18 protein-coding genes are annotated in these 21,350 nt (G+C 43.0%); 15 read left to right on the plus strand and 3 right to left on the minus strand.

The annotated features are described in order from the left end of the window. Positions 1–210: 210 nt before the first annotated feature. From murG to lpxC, 7 genes are all read left to right on the plus strand, one after another. Positions 211–1,296 carry an undecaprenyldiphospho-muramoylpentapeptide beta-N-acetylglucosaminyltransferase gene (gene murG, locus W293_RS0110595; RefSeq protein ID WP_025652409.1) on the plus strand — a complete coding sequence of 362 codons (1,086 nt, stop codon included), beginning with the start codon at positions 211–213 and terminating at the stop codon, positions 1,294–1,296. Positions 1,297–1,375: 79 nt separating this feature from the next. Next, positions 1,376–2,812, plus strand: a complete 1,437-nt coding sequence (gene murC, locus W293_RS0110600; protein WP_025652410.1) for a UDP-N-acetylmuramate--L-alanine ligase — start codon at positions 1,376–1,378, stop codon at positions 2,810–2,812. Positions 2,813–2,843: 31 nt separating this feature from the next. Continuing rightward, entirely contained in the window at positions 2,844–3,944 is a 1,101-nt protein-coding gene (locus W293_RS0110605) for a D-alanine--D-alanine ligase (RefSeq protein WP_025652411.1), read from the plus strand. 523 nt (positions 3,945–4,467) lie between these two features. After that, a complete protein-coding gene (locus tag W293_RS0110610; protein WP_025652412.1) occupies positions 4,468–5,262 on the plus strand; it encodes a cell division protein FtsQ/DivIB in 795 nt (264 codons plus the stop codon). 162 nt (positions 5,263–5,424) lie between these two features. Beyond that, positions 5,425–6,717 carry a cell division protein FtsA gene (gene ftsA / locus W293_RS0110615; RefSeq protein WP_198015442.1) on the plus strand — a complete coding sequence of 431 codons (1,293 nt, stop codon included), beginning with the start codon at positions 5,425–5,427 and terminating at the stop codon, positions 6,715–6,717. 305 nt (positions 6,718–7,022) lie between these two features. Further along, positions 7,023–8,222: a cell division protein FtsZ gene (ftsZ, locus tag W293_RS0110620; protein WP_025652414.1), complete on the plus strand. Its 1,200-nt coding sequence runs from the start codon at positions 7,023–7,025 to the stop codon at positions 8,220–8,222. A 446-nt stretch (positions 8,223–8,668) separates the two neighbouring features. Beyond that, a complete protein-coding gene (gene lpxC / locus W293_RS0110625) occupies positions 8,669–9,586 on the plus strand; it encodes a UDP-3-O-acyl-N-acetylglucosamine deacetylase (protein WP_025652415.1) in 918 nt (305 codons plus the stop codon). Positions 9,587–9,885: 299 nt separating this feature from the next. Here lpxC and W293_RS0110630 read toward each other — a convergent pair whose 3' ends face one another. Further along, positions 9,886–10,401, minus strand: a complete 516-nt coding sequence (locus tag W293_RS0110630; protein ID WP_025652416.1) for a hypothetical protein — start codon at positions 10,399–10,401, stop codon at positions 9,886–9,888. A 253-nt stretch (positions 10,402–10,654) separates the two neighbouring features. Here W293_RS0110630 and W293_RS0110635 point away from each other — a divergent pair, with 253 nt between their 5' ends. Continuing rightward, positions 10,655–11,380, plus strand: coding sequence for a CHAP domain-containing protein (locus W293_RS0110635; protein WP_025652418.1), 726 nt, complete (start codon positions 10,655–10,657; stop codon positions 11,378–11,380). A gap of 274 nt (positions 11,381–11,654) precedes the next feature. Here the strand turns inward: W293_RS0110635 and W293_RS0110640 are convergent, their stop codons facing one another. Both W293_RS0110640 and W293_RS0110645 read right to left on the minus strand, forming a co-directional pair. After that, positions 11,655–12,539 carry a hypothetical protein gene (locus tag W293_RS0110640; RefSeq protein ID WP_025652419.1) on the minus strand — a complete coding sequence of 295 codons (885 nt, stop codon included), beginning with the start codon at positions 12,537–12,539 and terminating at the stop codon, positions 11,655–11,657. Between the two features lie 246 nt (positions 12,540–12,785). Further along, positions 12,786–13,097 carry a YhbY family RNA-binding protein gene (locus tag W293_RS0110645; RefSeq protein WP_025652420.1) on the minus strand — a complete coding sequence of 104 codons (312 nt, stop codon included), beginning with the start codon at positions 13,095–13,097 and terminating at the stop codon, positions 12,786–12,788. Positions 13,098–13,446: 349 nt separating this feature from the next. Here W293_RS0110645 and W293_RS0110650 point away from each other — a divergent pair, with 349 nt between their 5' ends. The 7 genes from W293_RS0110650 to W293_RS0110680 all read left to right on the plus strand — a co-directional run bounded on the left by W293_RS0110650 (position 13,447) and on the right by W293_RS0110680 (position 21,338). Next, complete coding sequence (locus W293_RS0110650; protein ID WP_025652421.1) at positions 13,447–14,079, plus strand: RlmE family RNA methyltransferase; 633 nt, start codon at positions 13,447–13,449, stop codon at positions 14,077–14,079. Positions 14,080–14,425: 346 nt separating this feature from the next. Continuing rightward, positions 14,426–16,321, plus strand: coding sequence for an ATP-dependent zinc metalloprotease FtsH (gene ftsH / locus W293_RS0110655; protein WP_025652422.1), 1,896 nt, complete (start codon positions 14,426–14,428; stop codon positions 16,319–16,321). A 166-nt stretch (positions 16,322–16,487) separates the two neighbouring features. Further along, positions 16,488–17,384 (plus strand): dihydropteroate synthase, encoded by an 897-nt coding sequence (gene folP, locus W293_RS0110660; protein ID WP_025652424.1) that lies wholly within the window; start codon positions 16,488–16,490, stop codon positions 17,382–17,384. Positions 17,385–17,576: 192 nt separating this feature from the next. Further along, positions 17,577–17,858, plus strand: coding sequence for a succinate dehydrogenase assembly factor 2 (locus tag W293_RS0110665; RefSeq protein WP_025652426.1), 282 nt, complete (start codon positions 17,577–17,579; stop codon positions 17,856–17,858). Between the two features lie 141 nt (positions 17,859–17,999). Then, on the plus strand, positions 18,000–18,458 hold the full coding sequence (locus W293_RS0110670; RefSeq protein ID WP_025652427.1) for a hypothetical protein: 459 nt from the start codon (positions 18,000–18,002) through the stop codon (positions 18,456–18,458). 205 nt (positions 18,459–18,663) lie between these two features. After that, complete coding sequence (locus tag W293_RS0110675; protein WP_025652428.1) at positions 18,664–19,377, plus strand: YidB family protein; 714 nt, start codon at positions 18,664–18,666, stop codon at positions 19,375–19,377. A 503-nt stretch (positions 19,378–19,880) separates the two neighbouring features. Next, complete coding sequence (locus tag W293_RS0110680; protein WP_025652429.1) at positions 19,881–21,338, plus strand: anion permease; 1,458 nt, start codon at positions 19,881–19,883, stop codon at positions 21,336–21,338. The last annotated feature ends 12 nt before the right edge of the window (positions 21,339–21,350 follow it).

A 21,350-nucleotide genomic window follows, 5' to 3' on the forward strand; every position in this document is an offset into this window, starting at 1 on the left:
TTACCCTTCAATCTAAGTCATCAACAAAGCCAAGTCGCGATTGCTCACGGCTTGGATTTTTGTTATTGGTAAACCAGAAATTACTGTATATAAGACATTGATTTCCTCTATACTATGCGGGCTTTTACAGTGTCAGTATTCTCTAACGATCGATATGACTGCAGGCTGACAAACCCTTCATATAAATAAAGAAAAGATAGGCAGACGTTCATGAAAACACCGCATATATTGATGATGGCTGCTGGCACAGGTGGGCACGTATTTCCAGCGCTTGCCGTGGCCGAAGCACTAACCGAGCGCGGTGCTATTATCCATTGGTTAGGGACGCCAAACGGTATGGAGAATGGCTTGGTTGCGCCGACTGGGTATCAGTTTCATGCTATCGATATGCAGGGTCTGCGCGGTAAAGGGCTAGGGCGCTTACTAAAATTGCCGGTTACCTTACTCTCAGCTACCATGGCCGCCATCAAAGTCATTCGCAACAATCAGATTGATATTGTCGTTGGCTTTGGCGGTTATGTGACTGCACCCGGCGGGATTGCGGCGCGTCTGACCAAAACACCGCTGATTATTCACGAGCAAAATGCCATTGCTGGTATGAGTAATCGTTATTTGGCTAAGATGGCCACTAAAGTATTACAAGCATTTGAGAATACCTTTGCGAATAGTCAGCTTGATGCTAAGCTTGAAACGGTTGGCAATCCAGTGCGTAACGCCATTACGGGGGTTGCCGAACCGACTGAGCGTTATGATGTCACTGATAGCTCACCACTTAAGTTGTTGGTCGTAGGCGGCTCACTTGGTGCGCAAGTTTTAAACGAAATCGTACCAAAAGCGCTGGCATTAATAGACCGTCCTTTTGAAGTGCGTCATCAGTGTGGTCGTAATAACGACGCAGCCACGCAAACGGCTTATGATAGTGAGAATTTAAGTGCGCATCACTTTACCGTACAGCCCTTTATCGATGACATGGCAGCGGCTTATAATTGGGCGGATATGATTGTTTGCCGCGCAGGCGCATTGACCGTTACCGAAATCCAAAACGTCGGTATCGCTGCGATTTTTGTGCCGCTACCGCATGCCGTTGATGACCATCAAACAGCGAATGCGCGTACCTTGACATCACACGAGGCAGCGATTTTATTACCGCAGTCTGAGCTGACAGCGAAGCGTTTAAGTGATGAGCTTGCTGTACTGGATCGACAAACCTGCTTGACGATGGCCAAAAAAGGCCATGCGCTCGCCAATCGCCGCGCCAGCCAGCAAGTCGCTGATATTATCTGGCAAGCATTATAAGCGTCGGTCTTAGCATTAATTTTGTCAGCGATTTTTTACTTTAGCAAATTTCATTAGCCTTACATAAAGAGAAAACCCTATGTCTATTTCTGCGAAAGCCTTACCTAAGCGTTTGATCGAAATACCAGAGATGCGCCGTATTCAGCACTTGCATTTTGTCGGTATTGGCGGCTCGGGGATGTGCGGTATCGCAGAAGTGATGAAGAATCAGGGCTATCAAGTCAGCGGTTCTGATATTGCTGATAGCCTGGTGACTCGCCGTCTACAGCAGATTGGTATTGAGATATCGATAGGTCACGATTCCAAAAATATTGCCAATGCGGATGTCATCGTTGTATCGTCAGCGATTGATCGCAGCAATCCTGAAGTAAAAGCAGCGCTTGAAGCGCGTCTGCCAGTGGTACGCCGCGCCGATATGTTGGGTGAATTAATGCGTTATCGTCATGGCATTGCCGTGGCCGGCGCGCATGGCAAGACCACAACGACCAGTTTGCTCACTACGATGATGGCAGAAGGGCAGCTCGATCCTACCTACGTGATTGGTGGTAAGCTGAACGCTTCTGGCAAAAATGCCGCACTGGGTAGCAGCCGTTTCTTAGTAGCAGAAGCCGATGAGTCTGATGCCTCGTTTTTGTCTTTGCATCCGATGGCTGCAATTGTGACCAACATCGATCAAGACCATATGGAAACGTATGAAAATAGTTTTGACAAATTAAAAGCTGCTTATATTCAGTTTTTACAAAATATGCCGTTTTATGGTTTGGCCGTCGTGTGCGGTGATGACCCAGAATTATATGCGATGATTGATGATATTGGTCGTCCCGTATTGACCTTTGGGCTTGAGCCTTTTAACGATGTACAGGCCGTTGACTTGGTGACAGAGGGCACAAAAACTCACTTTACCGTATTGCGCCGTGACCGCGAGCCTTTACGTTTGACCCTTAATATTCCTGGTACTCATAACGTCTACAATGCGCTTGCCGCTATTACCATGGCGACAGATGAAGGTGTCGATGACGAGGCCATCAAACGCGCCTTGCAAAAATTCGAAGGCGTGGGTCGTCGTTTTGAGCAGCATGCCTCTGTCAGTATCGATGATGGTGACGTGTTGTTGATTGACGATTATGGTCATCATCCAAAAGAAGTCGACGCGACGATTAAAGCGGCGCGTCAAAGCTTCCCTGAGCGTCGTTTGGTAATGATGTTTCAGCCGCACCGTTATAGCCGTACCCGCGATTGTTTTGATGATTTTGTCGAAGTACTCTCCAGCGTAGATGAGCTATTATTATTAGACGTATATTCAGCAGGTGAAAGCCCGATTACTGGTGCTGATACCAAGTCATTGGCACGTAGCATTCGGCTGCGCGGTGAAGTTGAACCGACGATTATTGACAAGGACAATTTAGCACCGGTCATGCAGCGTTTACTAAAAGCCAATGATATGCTAATTACCCAAGGTGCGGGTAATGTGAGCCAGATAGCAGTCGATTTGGCCGCCAATAACCTTTATATCTAATAAGCTAAAAAGAATTCTAGGAACTATCCTTATGACAAGCAATAATCACCAAAAAAATGCAAACGACCTTCATAAAGCCAGCGATAATGTTCAAGGTAAAGCAACGATTACCAACCCAGAGACAGCACTAGCGGCGGCGGCTCAAGCGGAGCAAGACAAGCTTGCAAGTGATAAAGTCGCTAATGATAGGGCAGAACTAAGCAATAACAACAGCGAAGTAAAAGATGCTGGCCAGTTTGGTAAAGTAGCCGTTATTTATGGTGGCAGTAGCAATGAGCGCAGCGTGTCGTTAGACAGTGGCGCCGCTGTCTTGCAAGCGCTACAAAACCAAGGCGTTGATGCCACTCATTTTGATCCTAAGCATCAGGACATTACTGAGCTGCGTGATTATGATCGCGTGTTTAATGTGTTGCATGGTCGCGGCGGTGAAGATGGCTTGCTACAAGGCGTGTTGCAATGGTTTGATATTCCGCAGACAGGTTCAGGCATTTTGGCATCAGCGCTGGGCATGGACAAGGTTCGTACCAAGCAATTGTGGCAAGGCTGCGGCTTAGCGACGGCACCATTTTCACTATTGACGGCCGATACCGACTGGCAGCAAGTGGTCAATATGCTAGGTCTACCACTCATTATCAAGCCCGTTCATGAAGGTTCGAGTATTGGCATGACCAAGGTTAATAACCTTGACGAGTTGCCTGCTGCTTATGCAACAGCCGTACAGTGCGGTGATGCGGTGATGGCTGAGCGCTGGATTACTGGTCGCGAGTTTACGATTGTTATTATTGATGACGAAGCCTATCCGGTTATTCGTCTTGAGCCTGCTGATATTACCAACTTCTATGATTTTGAAGCCAAATACAATCGTAACGATACCAGCTACTATATTCCGTGCGGCTTAAGTGACGCTGATGAAAAGCATTTACAAGATTTGAGCCTTGCTGCATTCCGTGCTGTTGATGCCAAAGGGTGGGGGCGTATCGATGCTATGCAGGACGAAGCAGGTAACTTTTGGTTGCTTGAGATTAATACCGTCCCGGGCATGACCAGTCATAGTTTGGTACCGATGGCAGCTAAGGCGCGTGGTATGGATTTCGATACGCTGTGCTGGCACATCCTTACGCAAACATTATAAACAATTGGTAGATTCAGCTTAAATGTTCTTGTCTGGCTTAATATTCATAACGCAGTTTGTGATAATCGCTATTGATACTATAGAAGTTTGAAAAGTGATTATTAATGGGTAGAAATAAGCGTCAAATAGATACTGACATTATTGAATATTTATGAATATAAGCAGAAATGAATGTATCGCTAGCCCTGCTATACCACAGCTTCGTGTAAACTTGTGTAAATTCGTTGTTAGTAGTAAGGGTTAGGCTATTGTTTGACCGCAAAATACGTTAATATTGTAATTATTGAATCGTTTTAGTGATATTTATGTTGTTTTATGAGTATATGTTATAAGTTCTTCATAAAATGAGAAAAATGTTACGTTTGAAATCAGATAACAGGGTTATATCACTCATTTTCGCCAAATATTTTGCTAACATATTCAATCCGTCATTCTCTGCGTCCGTGATGCAGATTAACTTTTAATAGAACGCACTATTGGCTTTATGCAAATAGTTTTATGCAAAATAGGGACAAAGGTCATTATGGCTCAAACTGTCAACGACGTAACTGACTTGATGAGTGATAAAACCCGTCGCCCAAAATCTAACTTCCAAGTACCGACTTCGGTCAGATATTTTTTTATGGTATTGGTGTTGGGTTTATTAGTGCTTATATTGATTATGGGTGGCAAAGCCCTACGCGATGCACCTCCAGCAGCTATTCATGTCAGCAATCAAGGTTTGACAGTCGCTCAGTATCGAGCACTACAGCAAGTGATGAACCAACAGAAAGTCAGCAGTTTTTTTACGTCTGATTTACAAGCACTAAGGGACATCACTACTGGCCTTGCTTGGGTTGACCAAGTGAGTGTGTCTCGGGATTGGCAACGTGGTATCGTCGTCACAGCACTCCCCAAGCAAGCAGTTGCTAATTTTGGTACCGAGCGTTTGGTTGATGCAAAAGGGGCTGTTTTTGTTCCCGCTGACAGTAGAGATTTGACACAAGCGCAATTTGCTACGTTACAAGGTGAGATAACGCAAGCACCGGTTATCATGCAACAAATGCAGCAAATCAATGATTGGTATGCGCCACTTGATATGCAAGTCGCTGATATTATTCTGTCACCAAGAATGACGTGGCTCATTCGTTTTGATAATGGTCAGCGCGTCATTGTTGACAATGAAAACACCGCACAAAAACTGCTGAATCTAAGTCAATTATTAGGTAATCAGTTAAGTAACCGCCGAAAAGAGATACAGTCGGTCGATTTACGTTACAAAAACGGTTTTACCATTGCTTGGAATATGGCACAACCCGAAGCCGAAGCAGCAAAATAATTGACAGTCAGAAAACACAGTCAATAATAAGTAAGCAGAAGTATTGTATAAGCATCAAAATTGAACGTACAGTAGGATATAACAGCGTAGTAATAGCGCTTTTTTAATGATTTAATGGGGACGTCATTTGGTCTCCTGTTTAGCGATAATTTGTCTGGTACCATGAAAAATACTGAAAATCTGGTTGTTGTCCATCTAAGTGCCACGGCAGTTTATGTCGTTATTGGCAGCGTTGTCTCTGCAAAAGACATTCGTATCATGGGTGTGGGGCAAGTTAAAAATAGTGACTTTTATCAAGGTCAAATAAAACATCGTGAACGCTTGCAAGGCGCTATCAAACAAGCCATTCAAGAAGCAGAAGATACTGCTAATTGCCGGGTGCATAGTGTGTGGTTGACCCTAGCGACGCCTGAGCTACTTAGCAAAAACAGTGCTGGCGAAGTGAGAGTAGAGGACGAAGTCGTCCGTGCCAAAGACATGGTACAGGCTTTATCCAATGCCAAATCACGCGACTTATCTTCAGACTATTATTTGATGCATTGTTGTCAGCAAGGTATCTATGTCGATGAACAAGACTTTATGGTCGACGATGCGATCGAAACGGTGGCGCATAATATCAGCGTGATGTATCACATGATGATGATGCCAGTCGCCAGCCGTCAAAATATCCAAAAATTATTACAGAGCTGTGATGTTGGTATCGATCATATTGTCTTCGATGCAGTGACCAGTGCAGAATATAGCCTGATGAGCGACGAGCGTCAGCAGGGTGTGTGCTTGGTCGATATTGGCGCGAGTACGACCAGTATTTGTGTCTACAAAGAAAACAAGCTGATCTTTACACATTGTATCGCCACAGGCAGCCATGAAGTGACGATGGATATTTCAGCAGATGTTGGCATATCAATGATAGAAGCTGAAAAACTTAAAAAATCGCATGGTACGGTTGATGTCAATAGTGTCGATCCTAGCTCGTTCTTTATTTTTAAACCGCAAGGGACCAGCGACGAGATTAATATCGGTATTTATAATTTAGCCCGTATTATTGAAGCGCGTTATGTGCAGATTTTTACTGAAGTGGCGCGTCAACTGCATGAAGCGGATTTGATTAGCTATATCGACAAAGGTATCGTGCTGACAGGCGGCGGTAGTGCTATCAAAGGTATGATACCCTTTGCTAAGAAGTTGCTAAAAATGCCAGTGGTGATGACCAATACTCATCCGGCGATCAGTGCTTATAATCATTTTGATAATGACGAGTCCTTTAAGCAGCTGAATATTCAGGTCAATGATCGCGCTTATCAAACAGCATTTGGTACATTACTATATAGTCAAAGCGAGCAGTTTCGCCACAGTGAAAAAAGCGAGCCGGAAGCGCTTCAAAAAAATAGAGTGACTGGCGTCTTTCAAAGCGCAGGGCAACGTTTTGCTAGTGTGCTCAAAAAGATACTATAGTTTAGCTATCAAACACGTTTGTATGAAGACGTTTATATAAAAACGTGTTTATACAAAGAATGGCTATACAATAAGCGTTGATTTTCTGAAAGATATACCGAAATTAAATGCATAAAGTAGTATTAAAAGTAACATTGAAAGTAATACCCTGAGCAATGACGACATATTTTTGTCCCAGCTTAACGATTTAAGCCATAGCCCTGTTTTATTTAAATACATTTATATATAGTAAGTCGATAGCGCGTCATATGAGTGCGTTAGCATGTATCGACCATCACGCTATCTGCAACTGGAGAATCTTTTTTATGTCAAAATACACCATGCCAGATGATAACCAGCTTCAAAATAACGGCCAAGCAAGCTTCACAGTATTCGGTGTGGGTGGTGGTGGCGGTAATGCTGTTGAACATATGGTACAACAAGGGATTAGAGGTGTGACGTTCGTCTGTGCGAATACGGATAAACAAGCACTTGATCGTTTGACAGCACCGCATAAGTTACAACTGGGCGCAAAAACGAACCGTGGTCTAGGCGCTGGTGCCAATCCAGAAGTCGGACGTGAAGCAGCAGAGAGCGAAGAAGAAGCGATCCGCGCGTTACTCGAACATTCTGACATGGTCTTTATTACCGCTGGAATGGGCGGTGGTACGGGTACGGGCGCAGCACCAGTCGTGGCTCGTATTGCTAAAGAGATGGAAGTATTGACGGTCGCTGTTGTGACCACACCTTTCAAATTCGAAGGCGGTAAACGTATCAAGGCGGCCAAAGCAGGTATTGAGCAGTTGACCAACTTCGTTGACTCTATCATTACCATTCCTAATGATAAGTTGATGAGCGTTTATGGCAATATCTCTATGCAAGATGCGTTCAAAAAAGCGGACGATGTGTTATTACACGCCGTGCAAGGTATCGCTGAAACCATCGCCAGCGAAGGTATGATCAATATTGACTTTAACGATATTCGCACCGCAATGACTGCCAAAGGTCATGCGATGATGGGTATTGGCCGTGCCAGCGGTGACGATCGTGCGCGTCAAGCGACTGAAAAAGCCATCAGATCACCGTTACTTGATGATTTACGTTTAGAGAATGCCAAAGGTCTACTGGTTAACGTGATTTCATCTGAGTCTTTGTCATTGGATGAAATGAGCAAAATCAGTGCAATCGTCGAAGAAATTACTGATATCGATGATGCTCATATTTTCTACGGCTCTGTTATCGATGAAAAAATGGGTGATGATTTGCATGTCACTGTCATCGCAACGGGCTTGACCTTAGATGAACACGCGGGTGAAGAGCCTGAAGTTGTTGAGCAGCCTGTACCTTCGGTGAATAGCACGCAGCCTGTTGATCCTAACTTGCATACCAGCGCGTTAAACAGTCAAAAGCAATCGCAAGCCCAACTGCATCAAGATAGTCTGGCTCGCGCAAATCCGACACAAGAGCAGCCTAAAACCAAGACCAACAGTATCCAAGACTATCTAAAGCGTCAACAAAACAAATAGTTGTTGTTTACTTCTAGTGATTATAAAAAGCCAGTGCTATGTCGCTGGCTTTTTTGTGCTTGTTTATAAGGTATAGTCAAAATATCCTAAAAACGCGACGATATCAGCAGTGCGTGATGGTTCGATATTACTTTTGACTGGCTATATGTTTTTTACGAAATCGAGATGTGCATGTGGTAGGGGTTTTATGAACATTAGCTACTAATACTAAAGCCCTTATTGATAATATGTCTCGAACAAGGTGCAGTGAAGCAAAATTTATTCTTAACAGACTGTTTCCTATAGTTATTTATAGGTTTATTAAATATAATTTGCTTGAATAACAAAGTTACGATAAGAGTTATCAATCAGAGACATAAGCAAATTAACGCTTTTTAACTATGGCGAATTGGGTACGGGTAATGGTACACTAGGTCAATTGTAACAAAATATGTGGGAAAACAGCCATGAACCAACGAACTATAAAAGCAGCGATAGCCGTTACAGGTACCGGTCTCCATAGTGGTCAGCCTGTTGATTTAGAGTTTCATCCACAGCCAGTCGATACTGGTATTGTTTTCGAGCGCTCAGATATCGAAGGTAGTCAACCGATTCCAGCCAGTGCTTTCTTAGTGCAGGACACCATGATGTCATCCAATCTAGTATTTGGAGGGGCACGGGTAGGTACGGTAGAGCATTTATTAAGTGCGATTGCCGGACTTGGCATTGATAACCTATTGATTCGTGTTTCCGCCTCAGAGATACCGATTATGGATGGGAGCGCTGCACCGTTTGTCGCATTACTAATGCAAGCGGGTTTCTGTGAGCAAGAAGGCTTAAAGAAATTCCTTAAGATTTTGAGACCAATCAGAGTAAAAGTAGAGGATAAATGGGCAGAGTTACGTCCTTATGAAGGCTTTGAATTAAACTTTGAAATTGATTTTGATCATCCTGCTATCGACAAGAATTTTCAACATGCCCAGCTGCAGTTCTCTACGCAAAACTTCATAGAAGAGCTGAGCTCAGCCCGTACTTTTGGGTTTTTACGCGATATAGAAGCTCTGCGTCAAAACAACTTGGCGTTGGGCGGTAGTATGGAAAATGCGATTGTCATCGATGAAGCCAATATCCTTAACGAAGAAGGTTTACGTTTCAATGACGAGTTCGTGCGCCATAAGATTTTGGATGCGTTAGGCGATTTATATCTGATTGGTTATCCAATTCTGGGTCGTTTTAATGCCTATAAATCTGGTCATGCCTTAAACAATTTGTTGATACGTGAAATATTATCCAATCCTGACAGCTTTGAAATTGTAACTTTTGATGACAATGTAACCTGTCCTATCGAATATTTACCCCTAAAAGGCCTAGCGGTTGAAGGATGAATACAGGAATATACACGAAGTATCGAAACATTTACGCAATATTACATAAAATGATTATAAGGATAGTTAATTTATATTCTTATAAATGAATATATAAGTTAGTATTTTTAAATAATATAACGTTAGCGTAGATAATACCGACGTTGTAGATAATCAAAAAAAATCATCTGTTAGTTACCTTCACAACGTGAATGCGACTAATAGATGATTTTTTTTGTTTACGTCATTACAAAAACCTAGCGTAAGGGCGCTGTTTTCCGAAAATAGTTACATAACTTTACAGGTAGAACTCAAGATTTTTAATGATTGGCCAGACGTAAAAGTGCTTTTTTGAGCTTTTCATCAGTGGTGACATGCTCTGCAGCCTGTGATATAGTCCGCTTTGTGTTTTGGCTAAGAGCCTGATTTTCATTGGCTTTGCGAGACTTTGATGAGGTTGCTGATAACGCAGATAGTTTTTTAGAAGAAGGACTATCCGCAGATATTCTCGCTACAATGACGCGAATTTGCTTGAGTTGTTTAAATGTAATTGACTGCTCTGTTAATACTTGCAAATAAGCGTTCTGTAAATAGCGAATATGATTAGCAGCAGTAATTGAGCCCACACTGAGTGTTAATTGCTCAGCAGTTAAGCCAACGACCCAACAGGTATTAAGAATTTCCTCTGGTAGACAATCTACTAGCAGCTCTTTTATCTCAGCGGTCGCCTGAATATATAGACGCATATTGTCAGCAAGGGTTTGAGGTAGTGCGCTACCAGCAAAAGCTTGATGATCAATAAGCTGGGCAAGCCGATTAGGCTGTTTTTTTGACATCGTAATGACTCATCTAGTAGGTGACAAAATCGATATTCATATTAAACACAGTATATATGGGATGGATAGCAAACGATTTATAAAGCAGATGACCGCGCTGCCAAAGAAACCAGCGTTAGTGACTGTAGAAAGAAGAGTGAGCTGTTGTATTAAGGATTTTATCATGTTTATTTGATGATTATGTCCTCTAAACTAATTGATGCTTCGTTACGGATGACGAGCAGTCTTGTATTAACAAATAGGTAGTAAATTTATGAAACAAGCTTTATTAATTTTGTCAGTACTAGGAATGGGCATAGCACAAACGAGTGGTGCTGCCGAAACCACCTTTCAACCAAATAATACCTTGAGTCATACCATCACCAATATCTCTGCTTCTGCGAACTACGGTTCTAGTCGCAACATCTATAGCACCAATAGCGGTGCTTATGTCTCTAGCAATGACGAGATCAGTCAAGCCATTGACAATTTAAGCGCCCATGCCAAGCAAAAAGAATATCAGCTTGCCTCGCTAACCAGTCGCTTGTCTTATGAGCAGCGCCAGCAGCAAGCGAGTAAAATTCCAGATCGCTATTCTGCTCCTGCTATCGCAGCGGCACGTGCTTCAAGCGTGGCACTATCAAGAAGCTCTGGTTACTGTGCTCGTTATGTGCGTAAGGCTTTACAATCAGCCGGTTATGAATTCACCCCGAATCCTTCAGCGTATCAGTATGCTAGCCGTGGCACACTCAGCAGTGCAGGCTTTAGCAAAATCAGCAACAACATGCCACCCCAAGTTGGCGATGTTGTAGTATATGATCGCAGCTCAAAGCATCCGCATGGTCATATTCAAATATTTGATGGTTCTGACTGGGTTTCTGATTTCCGTCAAAGCAGCATCAGCCCATACAGCGGCGTCTATAACTATACGACATGGCGTGATTCGCAATACGTTGATGATGCATCAGACCGTGGTATCTACCTTGCGATGGCTGACTAATATAGTCAATCCTGTATAAATGAGAGACGGTATCAGGCTTGTTTAGGCTACTATTTGTAATATTTTTATGCGCCTTCCTGATACCCGAATTATCTTATCGACTACAAGCGTCAAGTACATCGAGTTTTAAGTAAATCGTTTTCTCCAGATCCAGTAATGCTCTTAATGACATTACTGGGTTTTTTTTGTTCAAAAATGGGATTAGGGCTTGTCCTCAATTTAACTGATAGGGCTCTAAATGAGCTAAAAATGGTTAAGTCTTACCAAAATATCGTCAAACAGCTTGGTAATATCTCGATATTATCTGCACTCTTTTCCTTGCTTGACTGCAATTTACCTCGTTTTTATCACCATTTTTAAAATGAGGACACGCCCTAGATAAGCATTGTCGTTCAGTTGCTATCGATGACGCTAGCTGGTTAAGTAAGGCTGCTTTAGAATCAAACCTAGTCCAGTAGCGACGATTGTGAAAGTCAGGCGGAGAAGCATGACTGGGTGCGAAATATAAAGCAGTCTCACCAAACCATAAAATGACGCAGGGATGTATGTGCTCAACGACCATATTGCTAATAGCAAAATTTTGGCTAGACCGTTCTTTTATCGGTACACTAAAGGTTCGCTTGTAATTATATAATGTGTGCGCTGCTGATGAATTATGAGCGCGGTTAACGCCGACTGACGGCATCTGTAAATCTGGGTGATCAATCCAGTCAATCTTTGCGCATGTACGCCCATTTGCTAGTAATAAAGGGGGTGGCGGTAGCGTCGCAGGATTTCGATAGCTTTCGAACTGATAAAGCGCATAACGACCATCTGGGCTGGCATTGACCTCAATATAAGCCGCTGTACTGCTACTATCAGCACTATCCTGATCCAAAGCGCTACCAGCAATAAAACACTCAAGGCAGCTCTCCTCCCACAAATAATCAGTAAAGCCAACGCGTGTTTCCTCCCAAGTCGGCCAATGTAATTGATCGGCTAAAGACTGAGTGGGTAGGGTAATTTGATAGGCTAACTGTAGTTGCAACGTTGGCTGCTGTACGATGGTCGCGTGCACGACCACTCGAATATCATGTAGGGTGTCCGTACTTACGCTAAGCTGCTGCGCATCATTGGCTAGGGTTTCAGTGGCGATACAAAGGTTAAAGGTCTGGCTCATAATTTTCTATGACTCAAAAAGTTGGTACGAGATAAAAGGTCTTTGATACTACCATATGATAAAGCACGTTCAAATAAAGGTATTACGAGGCTGATTTCAAGTCAGCTTTTAATTTAGCTTTCAAGAATATCAATAAAAAAAGCCGCGAGCAGATTGCATCGCGGCTTTTAGGCTGTATCATCATAGCTCAGCTGCTATTTTGGTGAAACGGTAGCCAGTTATTTAAACCAAGCTGAGCATGACATACTACTGCGCATGACGGGCAAGGTTTGATAGCTTAGGGTTGGCATTTGGGTTTTTGCGTAGTAATAGTGCCATACGCCCAATAGAATGAACCAAAGAGGCATTGGCTGCTGCTGCCAATTCAGCACCGATGACATCGCGTTCTTCTTTTGTGCCTGCAGGTAATTTTACCTTAATCAGCTCATGATCCGATAAGGCACGATCAATCTCTTCAGTGATGGTCGGTGTAATGCCTTTATTGCCAATCATGACAATAGGCTTGAGCTCATGACCGATGCCCTTTAGACGTTTAATTGTAGCGTTATCGAGTTCCATAGAATTCCTAGGTGTTGGTAAAAATAAAAGAGTGTACTATCAAAAACAGTTAATGATCATTATAGATAATCTGTGCCCATTTTGCATGAGATCAGCAGGATTTTGCACGATTTTACGTGATGAAAATGTTAAACTGAATGTATAAACACATTATAAACGCTACTGTCTGATAAAGCAGTGTTTAAACCAATAGAATTAAGGCAGTTTACGACTAAAAATGTATGAATCGCTCAATCAACAGAGTATTAAACCTGATTGGCTTGATATTAAGTCTGTTTTATAAGCGTAATGGCTGTTGATTGGATGCTTATTGCAGCTTTGCAAAGTAAGAGTAATAGGAGCAGGTATCTTGGCCACGCGTATTGAGAACAAAAAACTGTCGAAAAGCAGCAGTGCTTGGATGAAAGAGCATATTGACGACCATTATGTCCAAAAAGCGCAAAAAGATGGCTATCGTGCTCGTGCTGCTTATAAGTTATTAGAAATAAATGAAAAGACCAACCTTATCAAAAAAGGCATGACGGTCGTTGATTTGGGTAGTGCGCCGGGCAGTTGGTCACAAGTTGCTGGCCAATTGGTAGGGGAACAAGGTATCTTGATTGCCTCTGATATTTTAGCGATGGATACTTTGCCTGATGTTACCTTTATCCAAGGTGATTTCCGTGAAGCTGAGGTTTTTGATGCCATTATGGCAGAAGTCGGTGACAGGCAGGTTGACGTAGTATTGTCTGACATGGCACCCAATACTGCTGGCAATAGCGCCATTGATCAGCCGCGTATGATGTACTTGTGCGAGCTGGCAGTGGACTTTGCACTTGCAACCTTACCAGAAGGTGGCGCGCTTATTATGAAAGTGTTTCAAGGCGAGGGTACACAAGAATTACGCAAGCAGATGCAGCTTGATTTTAGTAAGATTCGTAGTATCAAGCCTGGCGCTTCACGACCACGCTCGAAAGAGATGTTTTGGATTGCCATTAAATAGTTTTACTTTCAATGAGTTGCTTTCGTTGTATTTGGAATAAGTCATCACAATATAGCTAGCTTCATGTAAGATTTAACACGCTACAATCGTTAACTGAATAAAAGGAAAACCTGCTTGAATTATGCAGGATAACACCACATATCATGGTATATTAACTTTGTTTCTAGCATATGTTTTAAGCAAAGTCGTCTGAGAATAAGCGCTTTACTGGCTCATTTACGATAGATTTATATGTCATTGATGAGGATAAGTTTCGTATTTGGCAGTTATTGAACTAATGAGCAATGCGTTTATAGACGTCACGTGTCAAGTTGACACACCAATAAGTAAGGGATGGGAATAACTAGTGAGCGACATGGTAAAAAATACCTTATTGTGGCTGGTGGTAATCGGCGTTTTGGTGCTGGTGTTTAGCGGCTTTGACCAATCGTCTGAGCCGGATAGCCTTAACTACTCTGAGTTTGTGACCGCTGTGTCAGAAAGTCAGGTAGCCAGTGTTGAAATTGATGGCGAACAGATCACCGGCGAAAAGAAAAATGGCTCATCATTTGAGACCATTCGACCAGCTGTGGCTGATGAGCAACTAATGCCATTACTGCGCGAGAACCAAGTTGAGGTTCAGGGCACAGCACCGAAACGTCAAAGTGTGTTGATGCAGTTACTGATAGCCAGTTTCCCAATCCTATTGATTATTGGTCTGTTCTTATTCTTTATGCGTAATATGCAGGGCGGTGCAGGCGGTAAAGGTGGCGGCCCAATGAGCTTTGGCAAGTCAAAAGCCAAGATGCTGACTGAAGACCAAATCAAGGTCAACTTCGAAGATGTGGCAGGTTGTGAAGAAGCCAAAGAAGAAGTGGTCGAAGTGGTCGAGTTCTTGCGTGATCCAGATAAATTTACCAAGCTTGGGGCGACGATCCCCCGTGGTATCTTGATGGTAGGTCCTCCAGGTACTGGTAAGACGTTGCTAGCAAGAGCAATTGCTGGTGAAGCCAAAGTACCGTTCTTCTCAATTTCAGGTTCTGATTTTGTTGAGATGTTCGTTGGTGTCGGTGCCTCGCGTGTGCGTGATATGTTTGAGCAAGCGAAGAAAAGCGCGCCTTGTATTATCTTTATCGATGAGATCGATGCAGTTGGTCGTCATCGTGGCTCTGGTATGGGCGGCGGTAACGATGAGCGCGAGCAAACGCTGAACCAACTGTTGGTCGAAATGGATGGTTTTGAGGGCAATGAAGGCGTTATCGTCATTGCTGCTACTAACCGTGCTGACGTACTTGACAAGGCATTATTACGTCCGGGTCGTTTTGACCGTCAGGTACAAGTCGGCTTGCCAGATATCAAAGGCCGTGAACAAATATTAAAAGTACATTTAAGAAAACTGCCGAATACCGTTAGTGTTGATGCCAACTCTTTGGCACGTGGTACGCCCGGTTTTAGTGGCGCGCAATTGGCCAACCTTGTGAACGAAGCCGCTCTGTTTGCTGCGCGTCGTAACAAGCGTAGCGTTGACATGAATGACTTTGAAGATGCGAAAGATAAGCTTTACATGGGTCCTGAGCGCAAATCAATGGTCATCCGTGAAGAAGAGCGCCGTGCCACTGCTTATCATGAAGCAGGTCATGCGCTAGTGGCTGAGCTACTACCGGGTACCGATCCGGTGCATAAAGTGACGATTATGCCGCGTGGTTTTGCTTTGGGTGTCACTTGGCAGCTGCCTGAGCATGATCAAACCAGCATGTATAAATCAAAAATGCTCAGTGATATTGCGATTTTATTTGGTGGTCGTATCGCTGAAGAAGTCTTTATCAATCAAATGTCGACGGGTGCCTCAAACGACTTTGAACGGGCAACCAAAATGGCACGGGCGATGGTAACCAAATACGGCATGTCTGATGCCTTAGGTATCATGGTCTATGAAGATGATGACAACTCACAAGGTTACTTTGGTGGCGGTGGTCGTACGATTTCTGAAGCAACGCAGCAAAAAGTTGACGACGAAGTTCGCCGCATGTTAGAAGAGCAATACGATATCGCGCGCGAATTGATTGAAGGTAATCAAGAAAAAATGCATGCGATGGTTGATGCCTTGATGAAATGGGAGACCATTGACCGTGATCAACTGCAAGATATCTTAGCCGGTGAAGATCCACGTCCGCCTAGAGTATATCAGCACAATGAAGTTAATTTGGCTAAAGATAATGTGAAAACGACGGGTTCAACACCGCCACCATTACCAGCGATGTAGTTTATCGCGCATTAGTAGCCAATATAAGAAGCCCTTTTTAATAGAGGGCTTTTTTATTGTCATCATTTTACGAAGCATTTAGAACAGCAGCAGATTTACTGATATCATGAGATAAAAATAAAGTGCTGACCCAGTGTTTATCAACTTAATTTGCAACGGATTGGTTATGTCATTATTTCAGCCTTTACCTATTTATACGGTCTCTAGTCGCGAAAAAATGTTAGATCTATCGCGACCTCAGATCATGGGTATTCTTAACGTTACACCTGATTCATTTTCGGACGGTGGACAATTTAACGCTATTGATAGCGCGCTTGCTCATGCTAAAGAGATGATAGCGGCGGGTGCGACCATTATTGATATTGGCGGCGAATCTACGCGGCCAAATGCTGCTATTGTCGCGACTAGTGAGGAATTGCAGCGTGTTGTACCGGTCGTCAAAGCGATTAGACAGCAACTTGGCGATGTAGTTTGGTTGTCTATCGATACCAGTAATCCTACCGTTATGCGGGCAGCTGTTGAGGCGGGTGCTGATATTTGGAATGATGTACGAGCGCTCAAATGCGAGGGTGCTGCAGCGCTAGCGGCTGAGCTTGATATACCAGTTATGTTGATGCACATGCGCGGTGAGCCAACGACGATGAATAATCTGGCGCTCTATGACGACGTGATCGCTGACGTTAGCGCAGAGTTAATAGCCCGTATCGATGAGGTAGTCAGCATTGGTGTCAAGCGTGAGAAAATCATTATCGACCCAGGCTTTGGTTTTGCCAAAAACTACGAGCATCATTGCGCGTTATTGTCGCAGCTAGGAGAATTACAAAGTCTTGGTTTCCCTATGATGTTTGGTATTTCTCGCAAGCGTTTTTTAGCAGAAGTATTAACTAAAAGCGGTATCGAAGCAGTGGCTACAACTGAGGCAATAGAACGTGATACAGTCGGAGTTGCTGCGGGTATCTTTGCCTTGCAACAAGGCGCTAGTATTATCCGTACTCATAATGTCGCGATGATGCAGCAAGCTGTGGCGTTATGGCAGCAGTTATCTGCCTACAATCAACACTAAAAAATTAACACTAAAAAATTAACACTAAAAAATTAACACTAAAAAATTAACACTAAAAAATTAACACTAAAAAATCAATGCTAGAATAGCTCTAATCACTGCTATTGCACTATATGCATATTTGATAGTTAGCGCCAATGATTAACACTTAATATTAATCTGAACACCTATTAAAATAATGAGAGCATTTCTATGACCACTACGACCCAGCCTGAGCCAACCAATGAACAGCGCCGTATCATTTATCAAGCGCGTCGTGGCTTAAAAGAGTTAGACTTCTACATTGACCTTTATGTCAAAGAGATTTACTTAACCGCAGAACCTACTGAACAAGAGACCTTTGCCCAAATGCTGACTCACGAAGATCCTGATTTACTCGATTATTTTACCAATCAAAACCGTCCAGAAGATGACCGCATATGGGCACTAGTAAATAAAATTAAGACATGGCGTCATGCTAAAGACGTGTCATAGCATTGACATTAATAATTTGATAATTTAACAATTTTAAAATCATTCATATTTTTAGGTTTCTTTTGCGTCGTTAAGTCTATATTGATAGCTGATAAAGTCTGATAGTTATAACGGCTTTCCCCATATGGCGGATTTGCATATATGACGATGATTACCTCCCTAAGGATTGATACTGCTATCAAGCCCGCCAGCTATTTGCGTACTTTACTATATCTTGGTTTGGCGTTAGTCATGCTTGGTTTGGCATGGCTGGCTGCGTTGGCGTTATGGCAGTATGTACTCATATTGATAGTAACGGCAGCCGTCGTCAGCTATCTGGCACTGTCACGGCCAATTTTGTTGCATCTCACACAGCCGCCAATTGATAAGCGTATCGATCAACATTGGCAACTTAGGATACGGACGAGCCAAGGCGATGGGCTATGGCAAGCACAACTGCTTGCTGTCCATCATTATCATTGGGCAATGAGCTTTGATTTTATGATTAAAGAGCCTTATCAGCGTTCCATGTCATTGACCGTATTTCGCGATCAAGTGAGCCTTGAGCAATGGCGCGAATTAAATGTTTTAGCAAATGTGAGCGCTGTAACGACTAATTGATACAGCGTGGTGTGGTTTATATAGAGTTATATTAGGTTTAGATGAGCCTTCATAAGCCAATATGGTCAATAACAAAACACCTATCTCGATGTTAAGATAGATTTGCTATATTAAAATATATTCAGCGTTTACGTTATCTGCTGGTTATAGTCAAATAACATAGCAGCTGAAGATAATAAACAAAACGACAAAAAAGGATGAGGTTATGAGCTTATTAGGGAATTTAGTGAGTCAAGTAGCGCGTAGTGCCATGGCGCCAGATGATGCACAGCGTAATCCTGTGAACCAAGGGTCGACATCACGTCGTACGGGTGGTCTGGGTGATATTTTAGGTAGCGTATTGGGCGGTGGTCAATCTGGTGGTTATAATCCACAGCAGTATAATCGTCAGGCGGATAATGGATTTGGTCTGGACGATATTATGGGCAGTCTCACCGGTGGCAATCAGCGCGGTGGTATGAGCTCTGGTGCTGGCGGCTTGGGTGATATCCTGGGCAGCGTATTGGGTGGTAAGAGTAATAGAAGCGGCTTTGGCGGTGGTAAAGGCATGCTGGTTGCTGCCCTCATGCCCATGGTATTGAGCTGGATTCAACGTAATGGTGGCTTAAGCGCTGCTCTATCGAAAATCACAGGTATGGGTCACGACAATCAAGTGCGCTCTTGGATGAGTAATAATGAAGATAACGACAATTTAGACCCCAACGAGATTAACCAATTATTTGATGAAAACGAGATTCAGCAAGTGGCCGCGAAGACAGGGGCTAATGAGACTGAAGTGCGTCAAGGGCTTGCCGAATTGCTCCCAGAAGTGATGAATCAATTGACTCCGAATGGTAATCTAGACAATGAAGCTGAAGCCAATCAAGAGATTGATCAGATCATTGGGCAGCTATCGAGTCGACTCAATACGTTAAAATAACCATGTTAAAATAATTTTTTAAACAAACCAGTATCGATCAAGTTTAATAAAAAAAGAGTGTGTCTAACGGCAGGCTCTTTTTTTTATCAATATAATAAAGTCAGTTTAAACGACAGTGTAAATATCTGTTCATTAATCTTTCTAAAATTTAAATAGATATATTAAAAAAGGTAAACAATAGCACGAGAGTAATATAAAATTTATAATAGAATTAAACGAGCCATCCAATCTCGTTTTATGACAGCCACCATATTGTGGCTGTTCCATATATAGTGAGTGAAAATTAATATCGATATATTAGCAATACCGTCGCGTTTTTAGGATGCTTTGACTATAGTTGAGTTTAAATAATTTCCATACAAGGAAACTGAGTGCAAGCTATACATGAGTATGGTCAGCGAGTATGACGATATAGCGGATTTATATGGATTTGGCTATAAGATATGACGATGTAATGATGTAAGCACTTTATAAAATCAATCACTCAATAAGGAAAACTACTCATGCCATTTAAGCCTGTCCAAGCGGCGATTGCTATTTTAGTAGGTTTTATTATTTGGTTTGTCATTCCAATTCCGACTGGCGTCACGCCTGAAGCATGGCACATGTTGGCATTATTTATTGCCACTATCGTCGCTATTATAGGCAAGGTATTGCCCATTGGAGCGATTGCTATTATTGCGGTCACTCTAGTGGCACTGACGGGTGTGACAAGTGATAGTCCAAAACAGGCCATTAGCGATGCCTTATCAAGCTACTCAAGCCCGCTAATTTGGCTGATTGGTATCGCGGTAATGATATCTCGTGGCTTAATAAAAACAGGTCTAGGTCGACGTATCGCCTATTATTTCATCTCTATTTTTGGTAAAAAAACGATCGGCGTGGCTTATTCTTTGACTGCGGCTGAATTGATGATAGCGCCCATTACGCCCTCTAATACGGCGCGTGGCGGCGGTATTATCCACCCTATTATGAAGTCCATTGCTCAGAGCTTTCATTCCACTCCAGAAGAGGGTACGCAAAATAAAATTGGTCGCTACTTGGCAATGGTTAACTATCATGCCAACCCTATCACTTCTGGTATGTTTATTACAGCTACTGCGCCCAACCCTTTAGTCGTAGACCTAGTTAATAAGGCGACTGGCGGTGACATTCAGCTGTCATGGACGACGTGGGCAGTAGCGATGTTTGTACCGGGGATACTGTGCTTGGTAATCATGCCCTTAGTTATTTATATGGTTTATCCACCTGATGTCAAAGTCACACCCGATGCAAAAGGTTTTGCCAAGGACAATTTGGCAGAAATGGGCAAAATAAGTCGCCAAGAAAAAATCATGCTCGGGGTGTTTGCTCTGATGCTGCTGTTGTGGGCAAATATACCGGCATTGATTTTAGGTGAAGAATATAGTGTTGATGCTACCACCACGGCCTTTATTGGTCTAACGACTTTAATATTAACGGGTGTGCTGACTTGGGATGATATCCTAAAAGAGAAATCTGCTTGGGATACCATTATTTGGTTCGGTGCGCTCATTATGATGGCAGCATATCTCAATGAGCTTGGTTTGATAGGCTGGTTTTCAAGCAATATTGAGTCTCTGATTGGTACAACTGGGGTAGGCTGGATCGGTGCCGTGACTATTTTGACTTTGGTTTATTTATATATCCATTACTTCTTTGCTAGTACCACCGCGCATATTACCGCACTATTTGCGGCTTTTTATGCAGTAGGATTGACGTTAGGTGCGCCGCCAATGTTGTATGCGTTAATCTTGGCCGCAGCAGGGAACATCATGATGACGCTTACCCACTATGCGACTGGTACCGCACCTGTTATCTTTAACTCAGGTTATGTCACGTTAAGAGAATGGTGGAGTATTGGCGCGATAATGAGTGTGGTCAATTTGGTGATTTGGATAGGTGCTGGTCTGATTTGGTGGAAGGTGCTCGGCTATTATTAATCAATCGTTATA

It is taken from the genome of Psychrobacter sp. TB67 (genome assembly GCF_000511065.1).
Lineage (GTDB): Bacteria > Pseudomonadota > Gammaproteobacteria > Pseudomonadales > Moraxellaceae > Psychrobacter > Psychrobacter okhotskensis.